The organism is Mycobacterium sp. NPDC048908 (assembly GCF_043197955.1).
Classification (GTDB): Bacteria; Actinomycetota; Actinomycetes; order Mycobacteriales; family Mycobacteriaceae; genus Mycobacterium.
In genome coordinates, this window is the sequence record NZ_JBICUE010000009.1 from 1 (window position 1) to 19,834 (window position 19,834).

Annotated in this window: 20 protein-coding genes and 1 pseudogene; 11 read left to right on the top strand and 10 right to left on the bottom strand. The window is 66.3% G+C overall.

The window, feature by feature from the left end:
• Both ACGFK1_RS22065 and ACGFK1_RS22070 read right to left on the bottom strand, forming a co-directional pair.
• A pseudogene (locus ACGFK1_RS22065) lies at nucleotides 1-245 on the bottom strand (HNH nuclease); the annotation flags it as partial.
• A gap of 105 nt (nucleotides 246-350) precedes the next feature.
• A complete protein-coding gene (locus ACGFK1_RS22070) occupies nucleotides 351-1,736 on the bottom strand; it encodes a DUF4118 domain-containing protein (protein WP_393434131.1) in 1,386 nt (461 codons plus the stop codon).
• A 386-nt stretch (nucleotides 1,737-2,122) separates the two neighbouring features.
• Here ACGFK1_RS22070 and ACGFK1_RS22075 point away from each other — a divergent pair, with 386 nt between their 5' ends.
• Nucleotides 2,123-2,734, top strand: a complete 612-nt coding sequence (locus tag ACGFK1_RS22075) for a sigma-70 family RNA polymerase sigma factor (protein WP_393434134.1) — start codon at nucleotides 2,123-2,125, stop codon at nucleotides 2,732-2,734.
• Here ACGFK1_RS22075 and ACGFK1_RS22080 read toward each other — a convergent pair whose 3' ends face one another.
• Genes ACGFK1_RS22080 through ACGFK1_RS22095 form a run of 4 tightly spaced genes read right to left on the bottom strand, consistent with a single transcriptional unit; the run spans nucleotide 2,735 to nucleotide 6,546 of the window.
• Entirely contained in the window at nucleotides 2,735-3,457 is a 723-nt protein-coding gene (locus ACGFK1_RS22080) for a hypothetical protein (protein WP_393434137.1), read from the bottom strand.
• Nucleotides 3,454-4,656 carry a zinc ribbon domain-containing protein gene (locus tag ACGFK1_RS22085; RefSeq protein WP_393434140.1) on the bottom strand — a complete coding sequence of 401 codons (1,203 nt, stop codon included), beginning with the start codon at nucleotides 4,654-4,656 and terminating at the stop codon, nucleotides 3,454-3,456. Before ACGFK1_RS22085 ends, ACGFK1_RS22080 begins: the two co-directional genes overlap by 4 nt.
• On the bottom strand, nucleotides 4,653-6,239 hold the full coding sequence (locus ACGFK1_RS22090; RefSeq protein ID WP_393434143.1) for a protease pro-enzyme activation domain-containing protein: 1,587 nt from the start codon (nucleotides 6,237-6,239) through the stop codon (nucleotides 4,653-4,655). The genes ACGFK1_RS22085 and ACGFK1_RS22090 overlap by 4 nt, the downstream gene beginning before the upstream one ends.
• A 37-nt stretch (nucleotides 6,240-6,276) precedes the next feature.
• A complete protein-coding gene (locus ACGFK1_RS22095; RefSeq protein WP_393434146.1) occupies nucleotides 6,277-6,546 on the bottom strand; it encodes a hypothetical protein in 270 nt (89 codons plus the stop codon).
• Between the two features lie 189 nt (nucleotides 6,547-6,735).
• On the opposite strand from ACGFK1_RS22095, the gene ACGFK1_RS22100 reads away from it, so the two are divergent.
• Nucleotides 6,736-8,382 carry an L-lactate permease gene (locus tag ACGFK1_RS22100; protein ID WP_393434149.1) on the top strand — a complete coding sequence of 549 codons (1,647 nt, stop codon included), beginning with the start codon at nucleotides 6,736-6,738 and terminating at the stop codon, nucleotides 8,380-8,382.
• A 27-nt stretch (nucleotides 8,383-8,409) separates the two neighbouring features.
• On the opposite strand, the gene ACGFK1_RS22105 is transcribed toward ACGFK1_RS22100, so the two are convergent.
• A complete protein-coding gene (locus tag ACGFK1_RS22105) occupies nucleotides 8,410-8,766 on the bottom strand; it encodes an STAS domain-containing protein (protein WP_393434152.1) in 357 nt (118 codons plus the stop codon).
• Nucleotides 8,767-8,895: 129 nt separating this feature from the next.
• Between ACGFK1_RS22105 and ACGFK1_RS22110 the strand changes: the two genes are divergently transcribed.
• Genes ACGFK1_RS22110 through ACGFK1_RS22145 form a run of 8 tightly spaced genes read left to right on the top strand, consistent with a single transcriptional unit; the run spans nucleotide 8,896 to nucleotide 15,015 of the window.
• On the top strand, nucleotides 8,896-9,792 hold the full coding sequence (locus tag ACGFK1_RS22110) for an STAS domain-containing protein (RefSeq protein ID WP_393434155.1): 897 nt from the start codon (nucleotides 8,896-8,898) through the stop codon (nucleotides 9,790-9,792).
• A gap of 22 nt (nucleotides 9,793-9,814) precedes the next feature.
• Nucleotides 9,815-10,204 (top strand): STAS domain-containing protein, encoded by a 390-nt coding sequence (locus tag ACGFK1_RS22115; RefSeq protein WP_393434158.1) that lies wholly within the window; start codon nucleotides 9,815-9,817, stop codon nucleotides 10,202-10,204.
• 7 nt (nucleotides 10,205-10,211) lie between these two features.
• Entirely contained in the window at nucleotides 10,212-10,625 is a 414-nt protein-coding gene (locus tag ACGFK1_RS22120) for an anti-sigma regulatory factor (RefSeq protein ID WP_393434711.1), read from the top strand.
• Nucleotides 10,618-11,244: a SpoIIE family protein phosphatase gene (locus tag ACGFK1_RS22125; protein ID WP_393434161.1), complete on the top strand. Its 627-nt coding sequence runs from the start codon at nucleotides 10,618-10,620 to the stop codon at nucleotides 11,242-11,244. The genes ACGFK1_RS22120 and ACGFK1_RS22125 overlap by 8 nt, the downstream gene beginning before the upstream one ends.
• Nucleotides 11,241-13,436, top strand: coding sequence for a SpoIIE family protein phosphatase (locus ACGFK1_RS22130; RefSeq protein WP_393434164.1), 2,196 nt, complete (start codon nucleotides 11,241-11,243; stop codon nucleotides 13,434-13,436). Before ACGFK1_RS22125 ends, ACGFK1_RS22130 begins: the two co-directional genes overlap by 4 nt.
• 36 nt (nucleotides 13,437-13,472) lie before the next feature.
• Nucleotides 13,473-13,892: an ATP-binding protein gene (locus ACGFK1_RS22135; protein ID WP_393434167.1), complete on the top strand. Its 420-nt coding sequence runs from the start codon at nucleotides 13,473-13,475 to the stop codon at nucleotides 13,890-13,892.
• Complete coding sequence (locus tag ACGFK1_RS22140; RefSeq protein WP_393434170.1) at nucleotides 13,889-14,200, top strand: STAS domain-containing protein; 312 nt, start codon at nucleotides 13,889-13,891, stop codon at nucleotides 14,198-14,200. Before ACGFK1_RS22135 ends, ACGFK1_RS22140 begins: the two co-directional genes overlap by 4 nt.
• Nucleotides 14,201-14,214: 14 nt before the next feature.
• Nucleotides 14,215-15,015 (top strand): ANTAR domain-containing protein, encoded by an 801-nt coding sequence (locus ACGFK1_RS22145; RefSeq protein ID WP_393434173.1) that lies wholly within the window; start codon nucleotides 14,215-14,217, stop codon nucleotides 15,013-15,015.
• Here the strand turns inward: ACGFK1_RS22145 and ACGFK1_RS22150 are convergent.
• From ACGFK1_RS22150 to ACGFK1_RS22160, 3 genes are read right to left on the bottom strand one after another with little or no spacing between them, the layout of a single operon-like run.
• The gene (locus ACGFK1_RS22150) at nucleotides 15,004-16,128 is read right to left on the bottom strand and encodes a galactokinase (protein ID WP_393434176.1); all 1,125 of its coding nucleotides are present in this window, start codon (nucleotides 16,126-16,128) and stop codon (nucleotides 15,004-15,006) included. The genes ACGFK1_RS22145 and ACGFK1_RS22150 overlap by 12 nt on opposite strands.
• On the bottom strand, nucleotides 16,125-17,219 hold the full coding sequence (gene galT / locus ACGFK1_RS22155) for a galactose-1-phosphate uridylyltransferase (RefSeq protein WP_393434179.1): 1,095 nt from the start codon (nucleotides 17,217-17,219) through the stop codon (nucleotides 16,125-16,127). Before galT ends, ACGFK1_RS22150 begins: the two co-directional genes overlap by 4 nt.
• Nucleotides 17,216-18,001 carry a DeoR/GlpR family DNA-binding transcription regulator gene (locus tag ACGFK1_RS22160; RefSeq protein ID WP_393434182.1) on the bottom strand — a complete coding sequence of 262 codons (786 nt, stop codon included), beginning with the start codon at nucleotides 17,999-18,001 and terminating at the stop codon, nucleotides 17,216-17,218. Before ACGFK1_RS22160 ends, galT begins: the two co-directional genes overlap by 4 nt.
• Before the next feature lie 133 nt (nucleotides 18,002-18,134).
• Between ACGFK1_RS22160 and ACGFK1_RS22165 the strand changes: the two genes are divergently transcribed.
• A complete protein-coding gene (locus ACGFK1_RS22165) occupies nucleotides 18,135-19,826 on the top strand; it encodes a sodium:solute symporter family protein (RefSeq protein ID WP_393434185.1) in 1,692 nt (563 codons plus the stop codon).
• Nucleotides 19,827-19,834: the final 8 nt, after the last annotated feature.

Below are 19,834 nucleotides of genomic sequence, written 5' to 3' on the forward strand. Positions count from 1 at the left end.
CTGTTGACCATCCTGGGGGCCATCCTGGCCTCATCGGGCGGATCGGCGATCTGACCGAAGAACCGATACATCAACCCCCGATTGGCGCGCGCCTGAGTCTCCAACCGTTCGGCGAACCGGGTCCGATACGCATTACCTACCTCCGTCGAGCACAACTGCCGCATCTGGGCATAAGCGGCATCGACCTGATCGGCCAGCGCGTCAAACTGCTCCCGCGCCGCCGCACCGGTCATGAATTCGCCCACACCACAACGCTATCCACCACCCCCGACCAATCCCAGCGGCCAACCCACCACCTGTGGACAAACACCAGCCTGGGGACAACCACCCCAAAATGTCACACCCAAAAGCTAGGACGCACACGGGATACTCGCGGCCAGCGATGTGCCGACCCCGACCGGGCTGTTCACCCATAGGTGCCCGCCGACCGCTTCGACCCGGTCGACCAATCCGATCAGGCCAGACCCGTTCGACGGGTCGGCGCCGCCGGTGCCGTCGTCCGCGATCATCAAGTCCAGGTTGCCGCCGGACGCCGTCACCGTCACCTTGACCTCGCCGGCATGGGCATGCCTGACAGTATTGGTAAGCGCTTCGGCCACAACGTAATACGCAGCCACTTCAACACGGTCCGGAAGTCGGCATGGCACGTCGACATCCAACACCACCGGCACAGTCGAGCGACACGCCAACGACCGAAGCGCCGGTCCCAGCCCGCCTTTGGACAAGATCACCGGATGAATGCCGCGCGAGATCGCGCGCAATTCCTCGGAAACATCGCCCAGGCCTTGCACTATCTCGTTCAGGTCGTCGCGCAATTCCTGGTGACCGGCCGGCAACGACTGCTCCGTCACTCGAGCCTTCAGCGCCAGCGACACCAGCCGCTGTTGCGCTCCGTCGTGCAGGTCACGCTCCAACCGCTTGCGTGCGTCGTCGGCCGCCGCCACGATTCTCAGCCGCGATGCGGTCAAGTCCGCACGCGCTTGCGCATTCGCGACAGCCATCGCGACATACTTCGCGAAGTCGGCAAGCCGCGCCTCGGTCTCCGCTGGAAACGGTTGAGCGCGAGACGAGCTCACCGCCGCCACGCCCCACTCCTGTCCGTCCACCATGATCGGTGCGGTGCGGCCGTCGCGCAGGACAGCCTCTGCCACGTCGCCGCCCGAATCGTCGTGGGCCGCAACCAGGACCGCACTTCCGTCGAGTTCATAGCGAAACAGCGCCGCCTTCTGGGCGCGCAGCGCGTACGCCAACTCCTTTGTCACCGTGGCGAATACCTCACCCGGCGGCAGACCCTCGGCGACCGCCGTGGCGACCCGGCGGAGCGCGGCCTGCCGTTCGGCCGTGCGCTCGGACTCCGCGGCCCTTGCCCGGGCGACGCCTGCCAACGAGTTCGCGGTCAGTGTGATGACGAGAAAGACACCGATCACCACCCAGTTGCGTAGATCCGCCGCATCGAAGGTGTCGTCCGGCCAGTCGCGGAAGTAGCCGAATCCGAAGGCACTCACCACGGACGTCACCGCGGCCAACCCGGTCCCCCACCCGATCGCGACCACCAATGCACCGAGCAGATAGACCACACCGAAGGTGTCCATCGGGGCAAGGCTTCTGAGCACGACGACCAGAACGGTCTCCGCCGCCGTCGCCGCGGCCGCAACCACCAATCCAAGCCACACCGGGGGTGCGGTGGGACGCACCAGCAACGACAGCAGGTGGCCGCCGGGCCCGCGCGTGAACATTTCATCTGCATAACTCGGGCCGCTGTCAAACGCCTGTGCGCGGCCTGAACGCCGCCTGGGACGTCGACAAGTGGCGCTAGCGGTAACGCCGAATGGCCGCCAGCGCTGACGACATGGGCATGACCATCCGCGATCGTTTCAAGACATGGACACCAGCACCGGTACCCGACTGGTCCGCCATATCGTCGGCACTGCGATTCTCCTCGCATTCGTGGTGGCCGCCGCCTGGCAGGTCCTGTTCACCGGCCCCCCTATGGGGGCTAGCCGGTATACGCAATGTCGGGTTTCCGGTACCGGCGTTAGGGGGGCAGCCATGCAGACAACATCCCGCCGTCACATCAGAGTTGTGAGCAACCATCGAGTTAAGTTGCCGTCAGGAGTGCCGAATGCACAGTAGCGCCGCAACACCCGAGTCCGAGACCGTTCGCGACGAGGCACTGGCCGCGAGATTCACCCGTGACGCGATCCCTTTGCTCGATTCCTTTTATCCGCAGGCAATGAAGATGACCCGCAATCGCACCGAAGCCGAGGATCTGCTGCAGGAGACCGCGGCCAAGGCGTTCGCCGGTTTCCACGGATTCCGTGACGGCACGAACCTCGGTGGCTGGCTGTACCGGATCCTGCTCAACACCCACATCAGCGGCTACCGCAAACAGCAACGCCGGCCGACACAGTGGCTCACCGAGGAGATCACCGACGGCCAACTGCTCGCCGAGGCCAGGCACACGTCCACCGGTCTGCGCTCCGCCGAAGACCAGGTGCTCGACTCTATGGGCGACACCGACGTGCGGGAAGCCATGCGACAGTTGCCCGAAAAGCTACGCACCGCGGTCTACTACGCCGATATCGAAGGCAGGCGGTTCAAGGAGATCGCCGAGTTGACCGGCGCTCCGATCGGAACCGTGATGTCACGGCTACACCGCGGGCGGCACCGGTTACGCACGCAGTTGGCCGACGTGGCACGGGACAGAGGCTACGGCTTGACCGACGTCGCCTGATCAGCGTGGCGGATCTCCCCGCCACGCGAAGCTGTTGACGTACTTACCCATGTCCAAGGCGATCTGCAGGTTTGCCCCCGACGGCTTTCCGCTGCCGAAGTCCGGACCGAACTGACGGAACGGCCCCACCGCCGCGGCGATCAACGCGAGGTCATTCTTGACCGCCACCATCACCAGCACCCGCATTTTCATGTAGCTGCTGTTGGCGCCCTGCGGCCAGCAGTCGGCGGCCTCGCCATATCCGGGCTGGTAACCGACCATCGCATTCGGGATCTTGTAGGCGGTCCGCGCATCCGGAAAGGTCCGGCGTATCAGGCTTTTGGCGATCTGCTCCGGAGAACGGTCCCCCGCAGGCTCGCTGAACAATTGCAACGTGCCGCCGTCACCGGCCTGCAGATCGGCCGTCACCCCGTTGGGCTTTGTGCTGATCTTGTACGCCGTGCCCTCGGCGGGATACGACACCGAGAATGCGCCGTCGGGTGCCATGAACCTGGGATTCGTCTCGACCGGTGTGCCTGTCGGCGGATGCCCGCAACTCGGCGGGCACATGTATCGCGCGGGCGGCTTGCTTCTCAACACGGTGACGCCAACAAGGGCCACGGCGACCACCGCGATCGCGCTGAACCAGATCAGCAGCACGCGGAAACGCGAATGTCGCACCGGCGCAGCGGCATACGTGCTCGACGGAACCGCATAGCCGGGGAAGAATTTCGGTTCGCTCATGTCGCGCCGGTCTCATTGTCACTGCGCACGGGACGCCGGTTACGCCGTGCTGACCGTGATGACCTCGACGACGCCCGCGTCGCCACACCGCACGCCGGGCAGAACGCCATGTCCGGAACGACGTGCCCGCAGTGCGGGCACAGCAGCGGCTCGTCGGACTGGATCTCGTCGTGCGCTTCGTGCAGCAACGCGAGGTGCAGCCCGAGGCGCAGCAGGAACAACGCCGCGGCCGCCAGCACCAGATAGATCACCAGCATCAGCACCTGCGGGAAATGCGAGACGTCGATCAACCCCAGGCCGACATACACGGCCAGCACCGCCACCGCGAAGAACACCAGCAGTGCGCGTACCACGCCGGGGCGCTGTTTCTCCTTGCTCGGCGGCCGCTTGAACCACAGTGCGGCGCCAATCAATCCGCCGGCCGCCGCGGCGGTGAGCGGCACCGCCACTCCTCTGATACCGGCCTCGACGAGCAGGCTGTCCATCGGCCGCTTGCTCACCACGCCGCTGCCGAATTGCGGGGTCAGCCGCGCCAGCGTCGCCGCCGCGGTGAAGGACAGCGCGCCAAGCGCCCCAACCATGAAACCGTCCAACGCCTCCCGCGTCGGCGGTCCCAGCAGTCGAACGAGCACCACGGGCGCCAGCATCAGCAGCACGCCGCCCAGCGGTATTCCGATGCCCGTGCTCAACATCCGGGTCGCGGCAACGCCTGAGTCCAACCCGATACCGTACGACCGGGCCACCATCATTCCGGTCAGCAGCACCCAGCCGACCCCCAGCACGATGCCGACCACCGCCGCGAGCCCCCACGTCCTGGCGGGCAGGTCGTTGAATCCGTCTGACTCGTGCAGATACAGCAGAAACAGCAACGGGAAGCCCAGGGCGGACACAGCCACAAGCGCGCCGGGCATCCGAAGTACCGCGAATGCGACCAGCGCGACCAACACCAGCGCAAGCCCGATCCGAAACACGTTGCGGGACTTCGGCGGTAGGTGCGGGAACAGCGAACTCGACAGCGACGGCTGCAGCAGATGCTCACCGGGCGCCGCGCCGAAATCGCGGATGCGCAACCAGTCCGGTCCTTCACCTGGCCGAGGGGTGAGGTGACACCCGCACAACCCGCAATACTCACCCGCTGGAACGTCGACCTTGCAGATTCGGCATTCTTCGGTCGGGACCTGCTCGTCGTTGGTGCTCATGATGTCGCCTTCTGCGCGACGAGCAGGTTGCGCACCAGGTTGTCGATGTCAGGGGTCCCGAGTCCGGTGACCAAGTCGTAGCCCGGCGCCGCGGTATCGACGGCGTTGCCACCCAGAGTGACGTCCCTGAACCCGGGCAGGGGCGCACCGGCCGCGGTCCGGTACAGCAGCGGGTTGAGGTCGCCGAGTTCGCGGCCGCCGTTCGCGAGCATGTACTGATTCATCACCGCTGCCAGGCCCGCCCACACCGGCGCCGACTGTGACGTGCCGCCCCCGACGAGGTCCTGTTGGTCGAACACGATCCGGACACCGGTGAACGGGTCGGCGACAGCGGCGACGTCTGGGGTCAGCCTGCGATTCGGATCCTTGCCCGTCAGCACGCCTCGCTGCCAGTCGGGTCGGTCGAACAACGACGACACCCCGCCGCCGGTGCCCTGTGACAGCGGTACGTCGAACCAGGCCTGTTCGGCTTGCCACACACCTTTCGCGTCGGTGGACAGCGTGGTGCCGCCGACGTCGACCATCTCCGGCAGCGACGCCACCGAGTCCAGCCCCACGTCGCTTGCTCCCGGCGGCGACGACCAGTCGTCACCGCCTTTGCACTCCAGGCCCGCGAGGTCGCCGCTGGCGTTGAAGGCGGTGGTGCCGTGGGAATGCGCGGTTCGCAACGCCGATCGGGTAGGCGCCAGGTCGGCCGCGGTGATCAGCTTGTCGCAACCCCAGCCGATCGAAAAGCTCCATATCGCTCCGGGAAACTGCCGATCGGCATCCTCGAGCATCCGGCCGATCTTCTCGTAACCGCCGTCGCCTTTGACGGTGGGCCTGGCGTTCCAAACCACCTTGCGCGCGTCCGGGGCGACGGCGTGCGCGACCTCGAGGTCCATCGTCGTCTCACCGCGCGCATGTTCGGGCTTGCCGCCGACGACCGTTGGCGTAAACTTCGGCAGCTTGTAGGTGGTGGCGAACGTGTCGAGGTCGGCCTGCTCGAACCCGTCGAACGCGAAGAAGATGATCGTGGTGCCCTTGCCCGTGTAGCCCTGCGCGGCCAACTTGTCGGCGTTGTAGGTGGTCAACAACGCCGCAGGGGTCAAGCCCCGATCCGGGACGTCGAGCGGCAGGATCGACGGCCGCGACGTGTGGTGCGGCGTGTAGCCGAGGATCCTGCCGAACTCGGTGACCTCGCCGCGAAGCGCTCCTGGAATCGACGGCTGCTGCGGTGACGCGTAGAACACCTGCCCGCGCTGTCCGCGGTAGTCGTGCACCTCGACGTCAAATGCCTTCGCCACGCTCTCGGCGGCGCCCTCGACAACGGCCCACTGGTCGCCCGGCCGCCAACGCACGCCCAGACCGTTGTCCTCGGCCCACCCGTACAGCGCATCGGGCCTGCCCGGGTGGCTCAGCGCGGCGGTCAGTTGGGTGTCGGCGCTGTGCGACGGTCCCAGGTCGGTAGAGCTGGCCAGCAGGTATGCGTACGGTCCGCCGATCAGCCCCGCGGTGCCCGACACCGACGGGCGCAAGTCCGAGACGAGCGCGAACACGCCGACGGCGACAACCGCCAGCGTTGTGAAATGCCGGGCAACCACAGAAGCCAGCGTACGTCCGGGCTGGCCAGGGGGCGTTCTAGTTATCGCCGGGGATGGCGGTAGCCGGCGGCGGCGCCTTCACCGGCGGCGTGAAGAGGTTGCCGCCGGTCGGGTTGATCGACTTCTCGGTGGGCGCGGGCGGCAGCGGCGCCGGGGTGGCCTCCGTCGTGGTGGTGGTGGTCGTGGTGGTGGTCGTCGTCTCCGGCGCCTTTTCCTCTTCCTTCGCGCACGAGGCGGTCAAGCCGACCATCGTGACAATCGCGGCGCCACCGGCAACCGCCGCGATGCGGCGACCCATCCGACCCATGATTCTGTCCTTCCCGACCTTTGCCAGCAGTTTTGAAGATCAATCTGGCTGTCGAAACTCTACCCATATGTGCCAGCAGGCGCACAGCGATTGCGCAGGGACCGGCAAGGGACGAGGGTTGAATGTAGTGCCGCAAGGGTATTACCGTTTGTCCTCCGTGTTTCTGTGCCCTGCGAGGTGGTGGTCGCCGTGTACCAACAGATTCTCGATCCGGTTGCGCATTCTCTGGCGTGGAGTTCGTTGATCGCGGCACTGCCGCTGCTGTCGTTGTTCGTGATGCTTGGCGCCCTGCGGATCACCGCATGGGTGGCATCGCTACTGTCCCTCGCGCTCGCGATCGTGCTGGCGATCTTCGTCTACGGGATGCCGCTGGGGCAGACCTTGTTGGCAGGCACAGAAGGTGCCGCGTTCGGCTTCTTCCCGATCCTGTGGATCGTGATCAACGCGATCTGGGTGTACCAAATGACCGTTGAGACAGGACATTTCGATGTGCTGCGGCGGTCCTTTGCCCGAGTCAGCGACGACCAGCGGGTGCAGGCGGTCATCATCGCGTTCTCGTTCGGCGCACTGCTGGAGGCGCTGGCGGGGTTCGGCACACCGGTCGCGGTGACGTCGGTAATGTTGATGGCGCTCGGATTCAAGCCACTGAAGGCCGCGGCGCTGGCGCTGACCGCCAACACCGCGCCCGTCGCGTTCGGCGCGATGGCCACGCCGATCCTGACGCTCGGCAAGGTGACGGATCTGCCGAGCGACACCCTCGGTGCGATGGTGGGCCGGCAGACCCCGATCCTTGCGCTGTTCGTGCCGTTGGCGCTGGTCGCGATCGTCGACGGTTGGCGCGGGTTGCGCGACACCTGGCCGGTGGCCCTCGTCTGCGGCATCGTGTTCGCGATCGCGCAGTACGCCACCTCGAACTTCGTGTCGGTGCCACTGGCCGACGTGGTCGCGTCGCTGGTGTCGGCCGCCGCGGTGGTCGGCATGGTCCGGGTTTGGCACCCGCGCGGTCAGCACGCACCCTCGGTGGTTGCCGGCGGCGCGGCCGACGAACCAACCCCCGAATTCGCACGGCGCGTGAGCGACTCGGCGGTCGATCCAGACGATCGCGCAGAGGTGGTGAAGGCCTACGCGCCCTACGCCATCATCATCATCGTGTTCGTGATCTGTCAGATCACGGCGGTGAAGAATTTGCTCGACAAGGCGACCGTGAAGATCCGATGGCCGGGGCTGCATATCGTCAGCCCGACCGGAAAGCCGGTGTCGCTCACCGAGTTCACGCTCAACCTGTTGACCACCCCTGGCACACAGATGCTCGTCGCGGGCCTGATCACGATGATCGTGCTCAAGCTCTCGGTGCCCCGTGCGATCAAGGCATATGGCAGCACACTTTTCCAACTGCGCTTCGCGATCCTCACCGTGATGTTGGTGTTGGCGCTGGCGTTCGTGATGAACTTGTCGGGGCAGACCATCACCCTCGGCACCTGGATGGCGGGCGCGGGCGGCGCCTTCGCGTTGCTGTCGCCAGTGCTCGGCTGGCTGGGTGTTGCGGTCACCGGTTCGGACACTTCGGCGAACTCGCTGTTCGGAGCGCTCCAGGTGACAGCGGCCAATCAAGCCGGCTTGTCCGACGTGTTGATGGCGGCATCCAACAGTTCAGGCGGTGTGCTGGGCAAGATGATCTCCCCGCAGAACCTGGCCATCGCGGCGGCCGCGGTCGGCATGAACGGCAGGGAAGGCGACATCTTCCGTCGGGTTGTGGTGTGGAGCCTGGTGTTCCTTGCGATGCTGTGCGTGCTGTCCGCGCTGCAGTCGTCGGTGCTGTCCTGGATGGTGCCCTGACCCAAACGGCTTGTCGGCCAGGCAGTTTCAGCTCGCCAGGATGGCGGCTAGTGCCTCGTCGAGCGTCGGGAACAGATCGAAGATCTTGTCGAGGCCGGTGAGCTGGATCGGCCTACTGGTGGCGGCGCTGTTGGCGACGACGGCGAAGTGCGCGCTTTCACTGACGGTGTTGTGCGTCGCCACCAACGCCTGAAGGCCCGCTGACGCCAGGAACCCGACATCGGTCAGGTCGACAACCAAACCCGTCGGCTTCGATGTCAACGCTTCCTCAATGGCGGCTTCCAGCGTGGGGACCGTGGCCAGGTCGATGTCACCGTCGACTCTGAGCACCGCGACCCCGTCCTGGTAGGCGAGCGCGGTGGCGATCGCTTCGTCGGCGGGCATGGCATGAGCCTAATAGGCGATCGCCCCTGACGATTACCGACTTCGACGCCTGCCTCCCAGGCGCGGGGGCTAATGTCAGCTCAGAGGACTGTGCCCTCCGACCGCGCGTGAGCCGAATTGGGAGCCTGAATGTCTGAATCGACCACAGATTTTCCTGCAGTAGCCACCCAACAGGCCAAACTCGTCGGCGAGGACCTGCTGCCCCAACTCGTCCAGCACCTGCGCCAGAACCGCACGATACTTCGCGAGGAATGGGCGCGCCGGATCACCGAGGCCGAACTGCTGACCGCGATGTCGCCGGAGGAGATCTTCTCCGAGGCGACGACGGTGTACGACAGCTACGTCGAGGTGCTCGAGACCGGCAGCGTCGAAGCGCTCCAGGACTACGCGCGCGACCTGTCGGAACGCATCATCCCGCGCGGGGTGGAAACCGACGAGGTGGTCGGCATCGTGCTGCTGCTGCGCGACGTGCTGGCACGTTCGCTGTTCGAGAAGTACCAGACCGACTTCGATCTACTCAACCGGGTGCTCGACGCATATGAGCCCGCCGCCAACCGGATCGCGAACACCGTGGCCGTCGGCTTCGTGCAGGAGCGCGAGCGCATCATCCGCCAGCAGCAGGAGGCCATCCGCGAGCTGTCCACCCCGGTGCTGCAGGTGCGTGAACAGTTGCTGATCCTGCCGATCATCGGTGTGCTGGACAGCCAGCGCGCCCGCCAGGTCACCGAGCAACTGCTGCGCGCCATCCGCGCCAACCGCGCCAAGGTCGTCGTCATCGACATCACCGGTGTGCCGACCATCGACTCCACCGTGGCCAACCACCTGGTTCAGACCGTGGACGCCTCGGGTCTGATGGGTGCCAGCGTGATCATCACCGGCCTGTCCTCCGACATCGCGCTGACCCTGGTGACCATCGGGCTCGACCTGTCGAAGATGAACGCGGTCGGCGACCTGCAGGGCGGTATCGAAGAGGCCGAGCGCCTGCTCGGCTACGAGGTGACCCGGACCGGCGACCAGAATGGATGACAAGCGCTAGCGCGACCAACTCATGCCTGTCCCCATCCTGAAACAAGGCGCGATCCTGATCGCTTCGGTACAGGCTGCGCTCACCGATTCGGACGCCGAGCGGCTGCGCCACGACCTGATGGAGCGGGTGAGCCGCTACCGCGCCCACGGCATCATCGTCGACGTCACCGCGATCGACGTGATGGACTCGTTCGCCGCCAGGTCGCTACGCACCATCGCGCATATGACGCGGTTGCGCGGGGCGGACACGGTGATCGTCGGCCTGCAACCCGAAGTGGCGTTCGCAATGGTGCAACTCGGGCTCGTCTTCGACGACATGTACACGGCGCTCGATCTCGAAGAAGGCCTCGCGTTTCTCCACCGGCAGCTCGAAGCGCGCCAGCCGACGATCGGACGCGACGGTGCCGATTGACGCCGAGATGACCCCGAGAGGTGAAGTGATCGAGGTCAAGAATTCCGACGACATCGTCGCGGCGCGCCAGGTAGGACATCAGCTCGCGCGCGACCTCGGGTTCTCGTTGACCGATGTCACGATGATCGCAACCGCGATCTCGGAGATCGCGCGCAACATCACCAGCTACGCCGGCTCAGGTGCGATCCGGGTCGGCGTGGCCGAGCGGGACGGCCGCATCGCGCTGGTAGTCCGCGCCGAGGACGAGGGCCCCGGAATCGCCGACATCGAACGAGCGTTGGAGGATGGTTATTCGACCGGAAGAGGACTCGGGCTCGGACTGCCCGGTGCGCGACGTTTGATGGACCGCTTGGTCATCGAGTCGAAACCCGGGCGCGGCACGGTCGTCGAGATGTGGAAGTGGATCCCGGCCAATGCGTAACCAAGGTCAGATCGGGCCCATCGAATGGGCAACGGCGCGTCGCCCCCTACCCGGTGAAAAAGTGTGCGGCGACTATCCGATCGCGGTCGACGTCGCGGGCGGCGCCGCGCTGTTCGGGGTGGCCGACGGGCTGGGCCACGGCGCGGCGGCCGAGACGGCGGCAGTACGCGCTGAGGCTGTGGTGAGCCGTTGCCGCACCGAGCCTCTCGATGTGCTGCTGCAGCTGTGCCACCGCAACCTGACCGACACCCGCGGCGCCACAATCACTTTGGCGCGCATCGACTACGAGCTCGGCACGCTGAGCTGGATCGGCATCGGCAACGTGACGGCCGATCTGGTCGCCAAGCATCCTGGTGGCGCCCGAATTCGGGCATCGGCCCTGCTGGCAGGCGGCATCGTCGGGTATCGCATACCCGACGCCCTCGCCACCCATCAGGTGGCGATCTCGCCCGGTGACCTTCTGGTCATCGCCACCGACGGCATCCTCGAAGACCACATCCAGGGCATCGACTTCGCCGCACCCGCGACGGCGATCGCCGAGCACATCCTCGACGCGTACAGCAGGGAGTCCGATGACGCGCTGGTGCTGGCCGCGCGTCATCGGGGCGTCTCGTCATGACGAGCCCGACGAATGAGGACTTCCATGCTCAGTACGCCGCCGCGCTGAGCGCCCACCTCGCCGACAACGGCGAGGACACCCTGGCCGTCGGCCATGAGCTCGGCCGCCGGGCGCTGGCCGAGCAGATCAGCATGCTGGAGATCATCGAGAACCACTCCCGGTTGGTCGAAGGCGCCGGTGCCGCCGCGGACGCGTCCGCCGCGCTGCAGTTTCTGCTGCAGACACTGGCGGCGCTGGACGTGGCCACCCGCGGATTCATCGACGGGACAAGGCGATACGAACAACAGCGGGCCCGAGCCGACGATCTGGCCGACCGCGACGAGTTTCGCACCGCGTTGGTCAACTCGCTGCAGGAGGGCTTCTTCGTGGCCGACGCCAGCGGGGCGGTCGTCGAGGTCAACGATGCATTCGCCGACGTCACCGGCTACGGGCCTGAAGGGCTGCCCTACACCTGGCCGCACCCGTGGATGGGCGACGACAACCGTTCGGGCGACCCTCTGGCCCGGCTACTCGCGCAGGGCAGGCTCGAATCGGAAGTGCCGATCCGGCACCGCGACGGCCGCATCATCTGGGTGGCGATGAGCGTGAACGCGGTCGCGTCCGCGAACCACGGACAGGACGCCTTCGTCGGCACCATCCGGGACATCACCGCCGCGAGGGCGGCGACCGTCCGCGACCGCGCGGTGGCGCAACTGGCCGCCAAGGTGAGCGTCGCCAAGAGCGTCGACGAGGTGCTGTCCAGCACACTCGACGAGTGCCGCACCGCGCTCGGCGTGGCGCGCGTCGCCGCCGTCATGTGGCCGGCCGTCGAGCACGACCCGACAGTCCACCAGTCTGGAACGCCGTCGACGCCGCAGTGGCGCGACCTCGACCCGCAGTTGCGCTCACGCCTCGACGAAGCGCGTACCTGGCTGCCGCTTACCGTCGAATCCGTAGGGTGGACAACGGATTCCGACGTCGCGAACGGCATGGTGGCGACACTCTCCCGCGACACCGCGCTGTGGCTGGAGTTCAGCACACCGCGCAGGGTTCCCGCCGAGGACGGGCAACTGATGAGCGCTCTGGTCGGCCATCTGAGCCTTGCCATGCAGCATGTCCGCCAGTTCGAGCAGGCACGCGACACGTCGTTGACCCTGCAGCGCGCGATGCTGGCGCCCACCGACCTGCCCGCCGGCTTCGTGGTGCGGTACGAGCCTGCGGTGTCCCCGCTGGAGATCGGAGGGGACTGGTACGACGTGCTGCCGGTCGGCGACGACCGCATCGGCATCATCGTCGGCGACTGTGTCGGCCGCGGCTTGGCCGCCGCCGCGGTGATGGGTCAGCTGCGCAGTTCGGGCCGCGCGCTACTGCTCACCGGGGCGTCGCCTGCCAGGCTGCTCGAGCAACTCGATTCGGTGGCGGGCTTCATCCCCGATGCGTTCTGCACCACGGTGTTCGTCGCGATGCTGGACACCAGGTCCGAGACGTTGACCTACAGCAGCGCGGGCCACGTTCCCGCGGTGCTGACCGCACCCGAGGCGGCCCCGCAGCTGTTGACCGAGGCCAAATCGGTGCCGCTGGCGGTGCACCGGGACGAGCCGCGCCCGCAAGCCACCGCTGCGCTGACCGACGGATCCACGCTGCTGCTCTACACCGACGGCCTCGTCGAGCGTCGTCACGAGCCGATCGACAGGGGGATAGCCCGCGTCGTCGACGTCATGGCCCGGATGACACACTCGCCCATCGACACCGTCGCCGATGTGATGCTGGGCGAGTTGGCGCCGGACTCGGGCTACGACGATGACGTCGCGATGGTGCTGTACCGCCACCCTGATTCGACGCTGGTCATCGAAATCGACGCGGTGCCAGCCCGGTTGACCGATGTGCGGCACCAACTCACAGCGTGGCTTCTCGGCGCGGGGGTGGCCGAGCCACTGGCCGGGGACATCGTGTTGGTGGCCAACGAAGCGTGCAGCAACAGCGCGGAGCACGCGTACCGGGGCCAGCAGCCCGGGCCGATGCGTGTCGAGGCCACGGTGGACGCCGAGCACGTCCACATCCAGGTCATCGACTCCGGGTCATGGAAGACGCCGCCCGCAGATCCCGGCACCCGCGGCAGGGGCATTCTTCTGATGCGGACACTGAGCGAACAGGTCGACGTCGACGGCACCGCGCACGGCACAACCGTAGGCATGCGGTTCCCGGTCGGATAAGTTCAGGCAGTATCGGCTGGTCGGTCGGAGGTGCAGGTGACGAGCGTTTCTGGGGCTGGCGCGCGCCAACCCGCTCCGCTGAGCCTGCGGCTACCGGCCGTGCCTGCCAGCCTCGCGGTCGTCCGCGACCGACTGCGCGGCTGGTTGCCGACCGCAGCGGTCACCGCCGCCGCGGCCGCGGACGTGTTGCTTGCCGTCGGCGAGGCCGCGTCGAACGTCGTCGAACACGCGGTCCGCGGCGCACCCCGCACCGTCATGTTGGAAGTGACGGCCCGCACCACCGAAACCGGACTAGCGTTCACGGTCAAGGACAACGGCCGCTGGCATGCGCCACCGAGTTCGAGGGACCATCGCGGACACGGCAGCAGGTTGATGAAGGCACTCGTTGACAGAGTGACGATCACCCCGTCCCCGCAGGGGACCACGGTGGAATTGCACAAGGAGCTCCATCCATGACGACCAGTCAGTTCCGAATGTCTGCAGCGGAGGCCGAGCAACCGCCGGTCGTCACCGCCAGCGGGGATATCGACCTGGCCAACGTCAACGAGTTCTCCGCCGTGTTGACTGACGCGGCCTGCGGCAGCGAGGCGATCACGGTCGATCTCTCCGAGGTGACGTACTGCGACAGTGCGGCGGTGCGCGCGTTGTTCGCGGTCGCGGCGACAACCAAGCTCAGCCTGATCGTGCCCAGTTCAGGGGCGTTCATCACGCTGCTCAGCATCTCCGGGCTGGATCGCGTCGCCACCGTGGTGACCCGCGACTGACCCTACGACCCACGATGGCCGCCGCGTACTTCCAACCCCATCTGCATCCGCAGTTGGTGGCGTTGATGCATCGCATCCTGGAGCGCATGCAGGCCGATCTGCTCGACGCGCTCGGGCTGGCGATCGTCATCCACGACAAGCGCCACGACCAACCGGCCGCGGTGGTGGCGGCTGCCGGCGTCGGCGCCGATTTCGTCAACGCCCAACTGGGCAGCATCGGGGGCCCGGTCCCCGATGCATTGGCTTACCAGGTGCCGGTGCTCAGCATCGATCTGTGGACCGACGACCGCTGGCCCGATCTGACCTTGGAGACCATCAAAAGCATTGCGCCGCATCATGAATCGTCGTGGGACGAGTCCCACGGTGCCGCGGCCGTTCCCGGTGTCTGGGCCGACGACGCGACCGTCGTGGTCTGCTGCGTGCTCAAGCAGCCCGCAAACGCGGCCACCGTGGCCACCCTGATCACCTACGAACAACTGGTCTCGGCAGCGCTGATCACCTCCGCGGCCGAGAACGCGTCGGCGATCGCCGACATCATCACCGTGTTGCAGTCACGCGGTGCGATCGAACAGGCCAAGGGCGCGCTGATGGGCCTGGTGCGGTGCGACGCCGAACATGCGTGGCGGATGCTGCGGCGCGCCAGCCAGGAGTTCAACGTGAAACTGCGTGAGCTGGCGGTGGCGCTCGTGGAGCACATCAGCGGGGCGCCTGCCGAACAGCCCGACACCGGAACGCCGATCACGCCGGACGAGCGGACCCGCGAGGCGGCCCAGTTGATGTGGGCTGCGCTGTCGGAGACGCCGTCATCGCAGTAGTTCGGCGCCTCGACCGGCTTTGGTGCGCGTGATGGTCGGTGCGTTGAATCCCGCGTCGTCGACCGCTTCGAAGATCGCGTCGGCGATGCCGTCGGCCTTGTCGACGGGAGCGAGCGCGATGACGCATCCGCCGAAGCCGCCGCCGGTCATCCGTGCACCCAGCGCGCCTGCAGCAACGGCGGTGTCGGCGATCAGGTCGATGTGGTCGGTGGTGATCTCGAAGTCGTCACGCATGGATGCCTGCGACTCGGTGAACAGTCGGCCCATCGTGGTGTAGTCGGCGCTCTCAAGGGCGGCAACGACTTCGAGTACACGCTGGTTGTCAGTGAGGACATGCCGGGCTCGGCGCGCGTCGACGGGGTCGGAGACTGCGGTCAGTGCGGCGACGCCGCGGTCCTGGACCTCCCGCAGCGATGAGACACCGAGATCCGCCGCGGCCCGTTCACACGACGCACGGCGCGACGCGTACTCCCCTCCTGCATGCTGATGCGGTGCGCGCGAATTGATCAGCAGCAGAGCGATGCCCGCGGCGGCGGGATCGAACACCACCGGGCGCACGGCCGGGTCGCGGAAGTCGATCAGCAGCGCCCTGTCCGGCTCACCGCACAACGAAGCCAATTGGTCCATCATGCCGGTGGGCGCACCGACGTAGTCGTTCTCGGCACGCTGAGCGAGCCGCGCGAGCTCTATTCGGTCGAGATCGACGCCCGCGCCGGTGATCAGCGCGCCGAGGACCGCACACTCCAATGCCGCCGAGGACGAGACACCGGAACCCATTTCCACGTCGCTGGCGATCGACATGTTGCCGCCACGGACGCGGTGGCCCGCTTGCCGCAGCGCCCAGACCACCCCTGCCACATAGCCTGCCCATCCGCTGACGTCTCCCGGCGCGGTGTCGAGCGATATCGATACGTCGCCGTCCCCGTGGTCGCTTCGCACCGTCAGTTCGGGGCCGTCATCGGGCAGATAGCTGACCACGGTGCGCTCGGGCAGTGCGATGGGCAGCGCGAAACCCAGGTTGTAGTCGGTGTGTTCGCCGATCAGGTTGATCCGGCCCGGTGCCGCATACCTGATCGCGCTCATATCGATGATCCGCTCGCAAGCTTCGCTCATGTTCCGAGCTCTCGCAGTCGCTCGGCCACACTTTCCGGGGTGACATCGCTGATGAAGGCGTCCATCGCCGATTCGGAGCCTGCCAGGAACTTCAGCTTGGTCGCGCTGCGCCGTATCGACATCAGCTCGACGTGGAAATAACCCTCCCGCTGATCCGCGGTGTTGGCGTACTGGTGCAGCGCCGAAATATACGGCAGCGCAGTGGGATACATCCGGTCGAAGCGGCCGAGCACATCGAGATAGATCTGGGCGAAGCCGTCCAACTCGGCGTCGGTGAGGTCGACGATGTTGTGCACGAAGCGGTTCGGATAGATGTGCACCTCCACCGGCCACCGCGCCGCGAACGGGACGAACGCCGTGAACAGCCCGTTGCTGGCAATGACGCGGCTGCCTTCGGCGATCTCACGGGCCAGAATGTCGGTGAACAGGTTGCCACCGGTGCGGTCTGCGTACGCGCGGGCTTCGCGCAGCATCTCCGCCGCCCGCGGCGGAAGATACGGGTAGCCGTAGATCTGACCGTGCGGGTGCGTGAGCGTGACACCGATCTCCTCGCCGCGATTCTCGAAACAGAACACGTAGGCGATGCCGGGCCGCGACATCAGGTCTGCCGTGCGGTGCCGCCACGCGTCCACCACGAGGCGCGCATGCCGGTGCGCCAACTGGCTGAACGAGCCGGTGTGATCGCTCGAGAAACAGATCACCTCACACCGCCCGTGGCCGGCTGCCGACTGGAACAGGTCGCCGACGAGCGCAGGCAGATCAAACGGCGCGGTAGCCGCGCCGGACAGGCTCGGGAAGCGGTTCTCGAACACCGCGACGTCGTAATCGGCCGCGGGGATCTCACTGGTGAGCCCGGTTGGGCCCGGGCAGAGCGGGCATTGGTCGGCGGGCGGTTTGTACGTCCGGTCCTGGCGCAGAGCCGCGACGATCACCCATTGCCCGGTCTGGCGGTCGAATCGCAACTCGGACTGCTGCTCATCCCGCTCCGGTAACGGGCGGCGGTCGGGCACCGGCGCCGGGGTGTTTCCCGGGAGCGCGAACAACAACAGATCGCGGCCGTCGGCGAGCGGCCAGCGCAGCGGGTCGGTCATGGCTGCACCACGGCGATGGTCAGGCGCCCGACGTGTTGTTCGATGATGCCGCGGTCGGCCACGGACAACCCGTCGTCGACGATCAGGTTGTCGACGCGCCGCATCCTGGCGAACACATTGGTGCCCACTTCGCGGTACTTGGTGTGGTCTGCCAGCACGGTGAGTTGCGCCCCGATCCCGATCATCGTCCGATTCGTCTGTGCCTCAGCGATATTCGGTGTCGTCAAGCCCGCCTCCGGATCGAACCCATGCACACCGAGATACGTACCGTCCACCCTGAACCTTCCGATCGAGGCCTCGGCGACCGGTCCGACGAGCGCATCCGACGGTGTGCGGACGCCGCCGGACAGGTACACCTGCGGGGCGTCGCTGGCATCGCCACCGGGATCGGTGAGCACCTCGAACACGCTGAGCGAGTTCGTCACCACCGTGATCGACGACCGGTGCCGCAGCCTGCGGGCGAACTCGGTGGTGGTGGTGCCTGCGCTGATCGCAATCGTCATACCGTCCTCGACGGTGCCGGCGGCCACCGCGGCGATCGCCGCCTTTTCGGCGCGCTGTTGGCCTGCCTTCACCGACGACCATGGTTCTTCGCCGCGGTTGTGCCGGGTCACCGCGCCGCCGTGCACTTTGCGCAGTAGGTTCTGTGCGTCGAGTGCGTCGAGATCGCGCCGGACCGTCATCTCGGACACGTCTAGTTCGGCGGCCAGATCGGCCACGCGGACCGCCCCGTCGGCGTTCAACGCGCGCAAGATCGCGTATCGGCGTTCGGCGGCGAGCATGGGAACGCACAATATCAAACACAATTTCTTGATTCGGACTGGTTCGCTGCGGCGGTGCTGTTAGTTTCTGGTTGTTTGTGACCGAACATGTGCTCGCTCCGACTGTGTCGCCAAAAGGAGTTGATTACCGGAGATGACCGACAACGTGCTGCGCCTCAACCTCGGCTGGCTCGACTACATGCTCGTCGCCATCTACTTCGTCTTCGTGCTGGGCATCGGGTTCATCGCCCGCAGCCAGATCTCGACGAGCCTGGACTTCTTCCTATCCGGCAGGCGGTTGCCCGCCTGGGTGACCGGCTTGGCCTTCATCTCGGCGAACCTCGGAGCCGTGGAGATCATGGGCATGTCGGCCAACGGCGCCCAGGTCGGATTGTCGACCATGCACTACTACTGGATCGGCGCCATCCCTGCCATGCTGTTCCTCGGCGTGGTGATGATGCCGTTCTACTACGGCTCGAAGGTGCGCAGCGTGCCGGAGTTCATGCGGCGCCGCTTCGGCCCTGGCGCACACCTCGTCAACGCGATCAGCTTCGCCACCGCGCAGGTGCTGATCGCCGGTGTCAACCTGTTCCTGCTGGCGACCGTGATCAACGCGCTGCTCGGTTGGCCGCGGTGGGTGTCGCTGATCGTCGCGGCGCTGGTGGTGCTCAGCTACATCACGCTCGGCGGCCTGTCCGCAGCGATCTACAACGAGGTGCTGCAGTTCTTCGTGATCGTCGCGGCACTGGTGCCGTTGACGATCTTCGGCTTGGTCAAGGTCGGCGGCTGGAACGGCTTGAAAGACAAGGTCATTGCTACCGTCACCGAGGGCAAGGTGACCGCTACCACACACGAGCAGCTGACTACCTGGCCCGGTACGGCGTTGTCCGGCTTCTCCAGTCCGGTGTGGTCGGTGATCGGCATCGTCTTCGGTCTCGGTTTCGTGCTGTCGTTCGGCTACTGGACCACCAACTTCGTCGAGGTGCAGCGGGCGATGGCGTCGGATTCCATTTCGGCGGCGCGGCGTTCACCGATCATCGGTTCGTTCCCGAAGATGTTCATCCCGTTTGTGATCATCGTGCCCGGCATGATCGCCGCGGCCTCGATCGGCGACATGATCCGGCTGAAAACCACTGGCGAGGGCGACATCACCTACAACGACGCGATGCTGCTGATGATCCGCGACATCCTGCCCAACGGCCTTCTCGGTGTCGCGATCGCGGGTCTGCTCGCCTCGTTCATGGCCGGTATGGCTGCCAACATCTCGGCGTTCAACACCGTGTTCAGTTACGACATCTGGCAGGACTACGTCGTCAAGGACCGGCCGGACAGCTACTACATCATGGTCGGCAGGATCGCGACCATCGCGGCGACCATCCTCGCCATCTTCACGGCGTTGATCGCCGCGGGCTACTCCAACCTGATGGACTACCTGCAGACACTGTTCGGCTTCTTCAACGCCCCGCTGTTCGCGACCTTCATTCTCGGCATGTTCTGGAAGCGGATGACCTCGACCGCGGGCTGGACGGGTCTGGTCTCTGGAACCCTTTCCGCCATCGTCGTTTTCATTCTCTCCAAGGTCGGCGTGCTCAGCCTGCCCGGCCAAGGTGTGCCGTTCGTCGCCGCGTCGGTGGCCTTCGTCGTCGACATCGCCGTCAGCGTGGCCGTCACCATGGTCACGACTCCGAAGCCGGCAAGCGAGTTGGTGGGGCTGGTGTACTCCGAGACGTCGAAGGACGTCTTCTCCGACCCCGAGAGCGCCGGAAAAGCCTGGTACTACAAGCCCGTTCCGCTCGCGGCCGTCTCACTGGCCATGGTCATCGTGCTCAACATCGTCTTCCACTGATCGGGGAA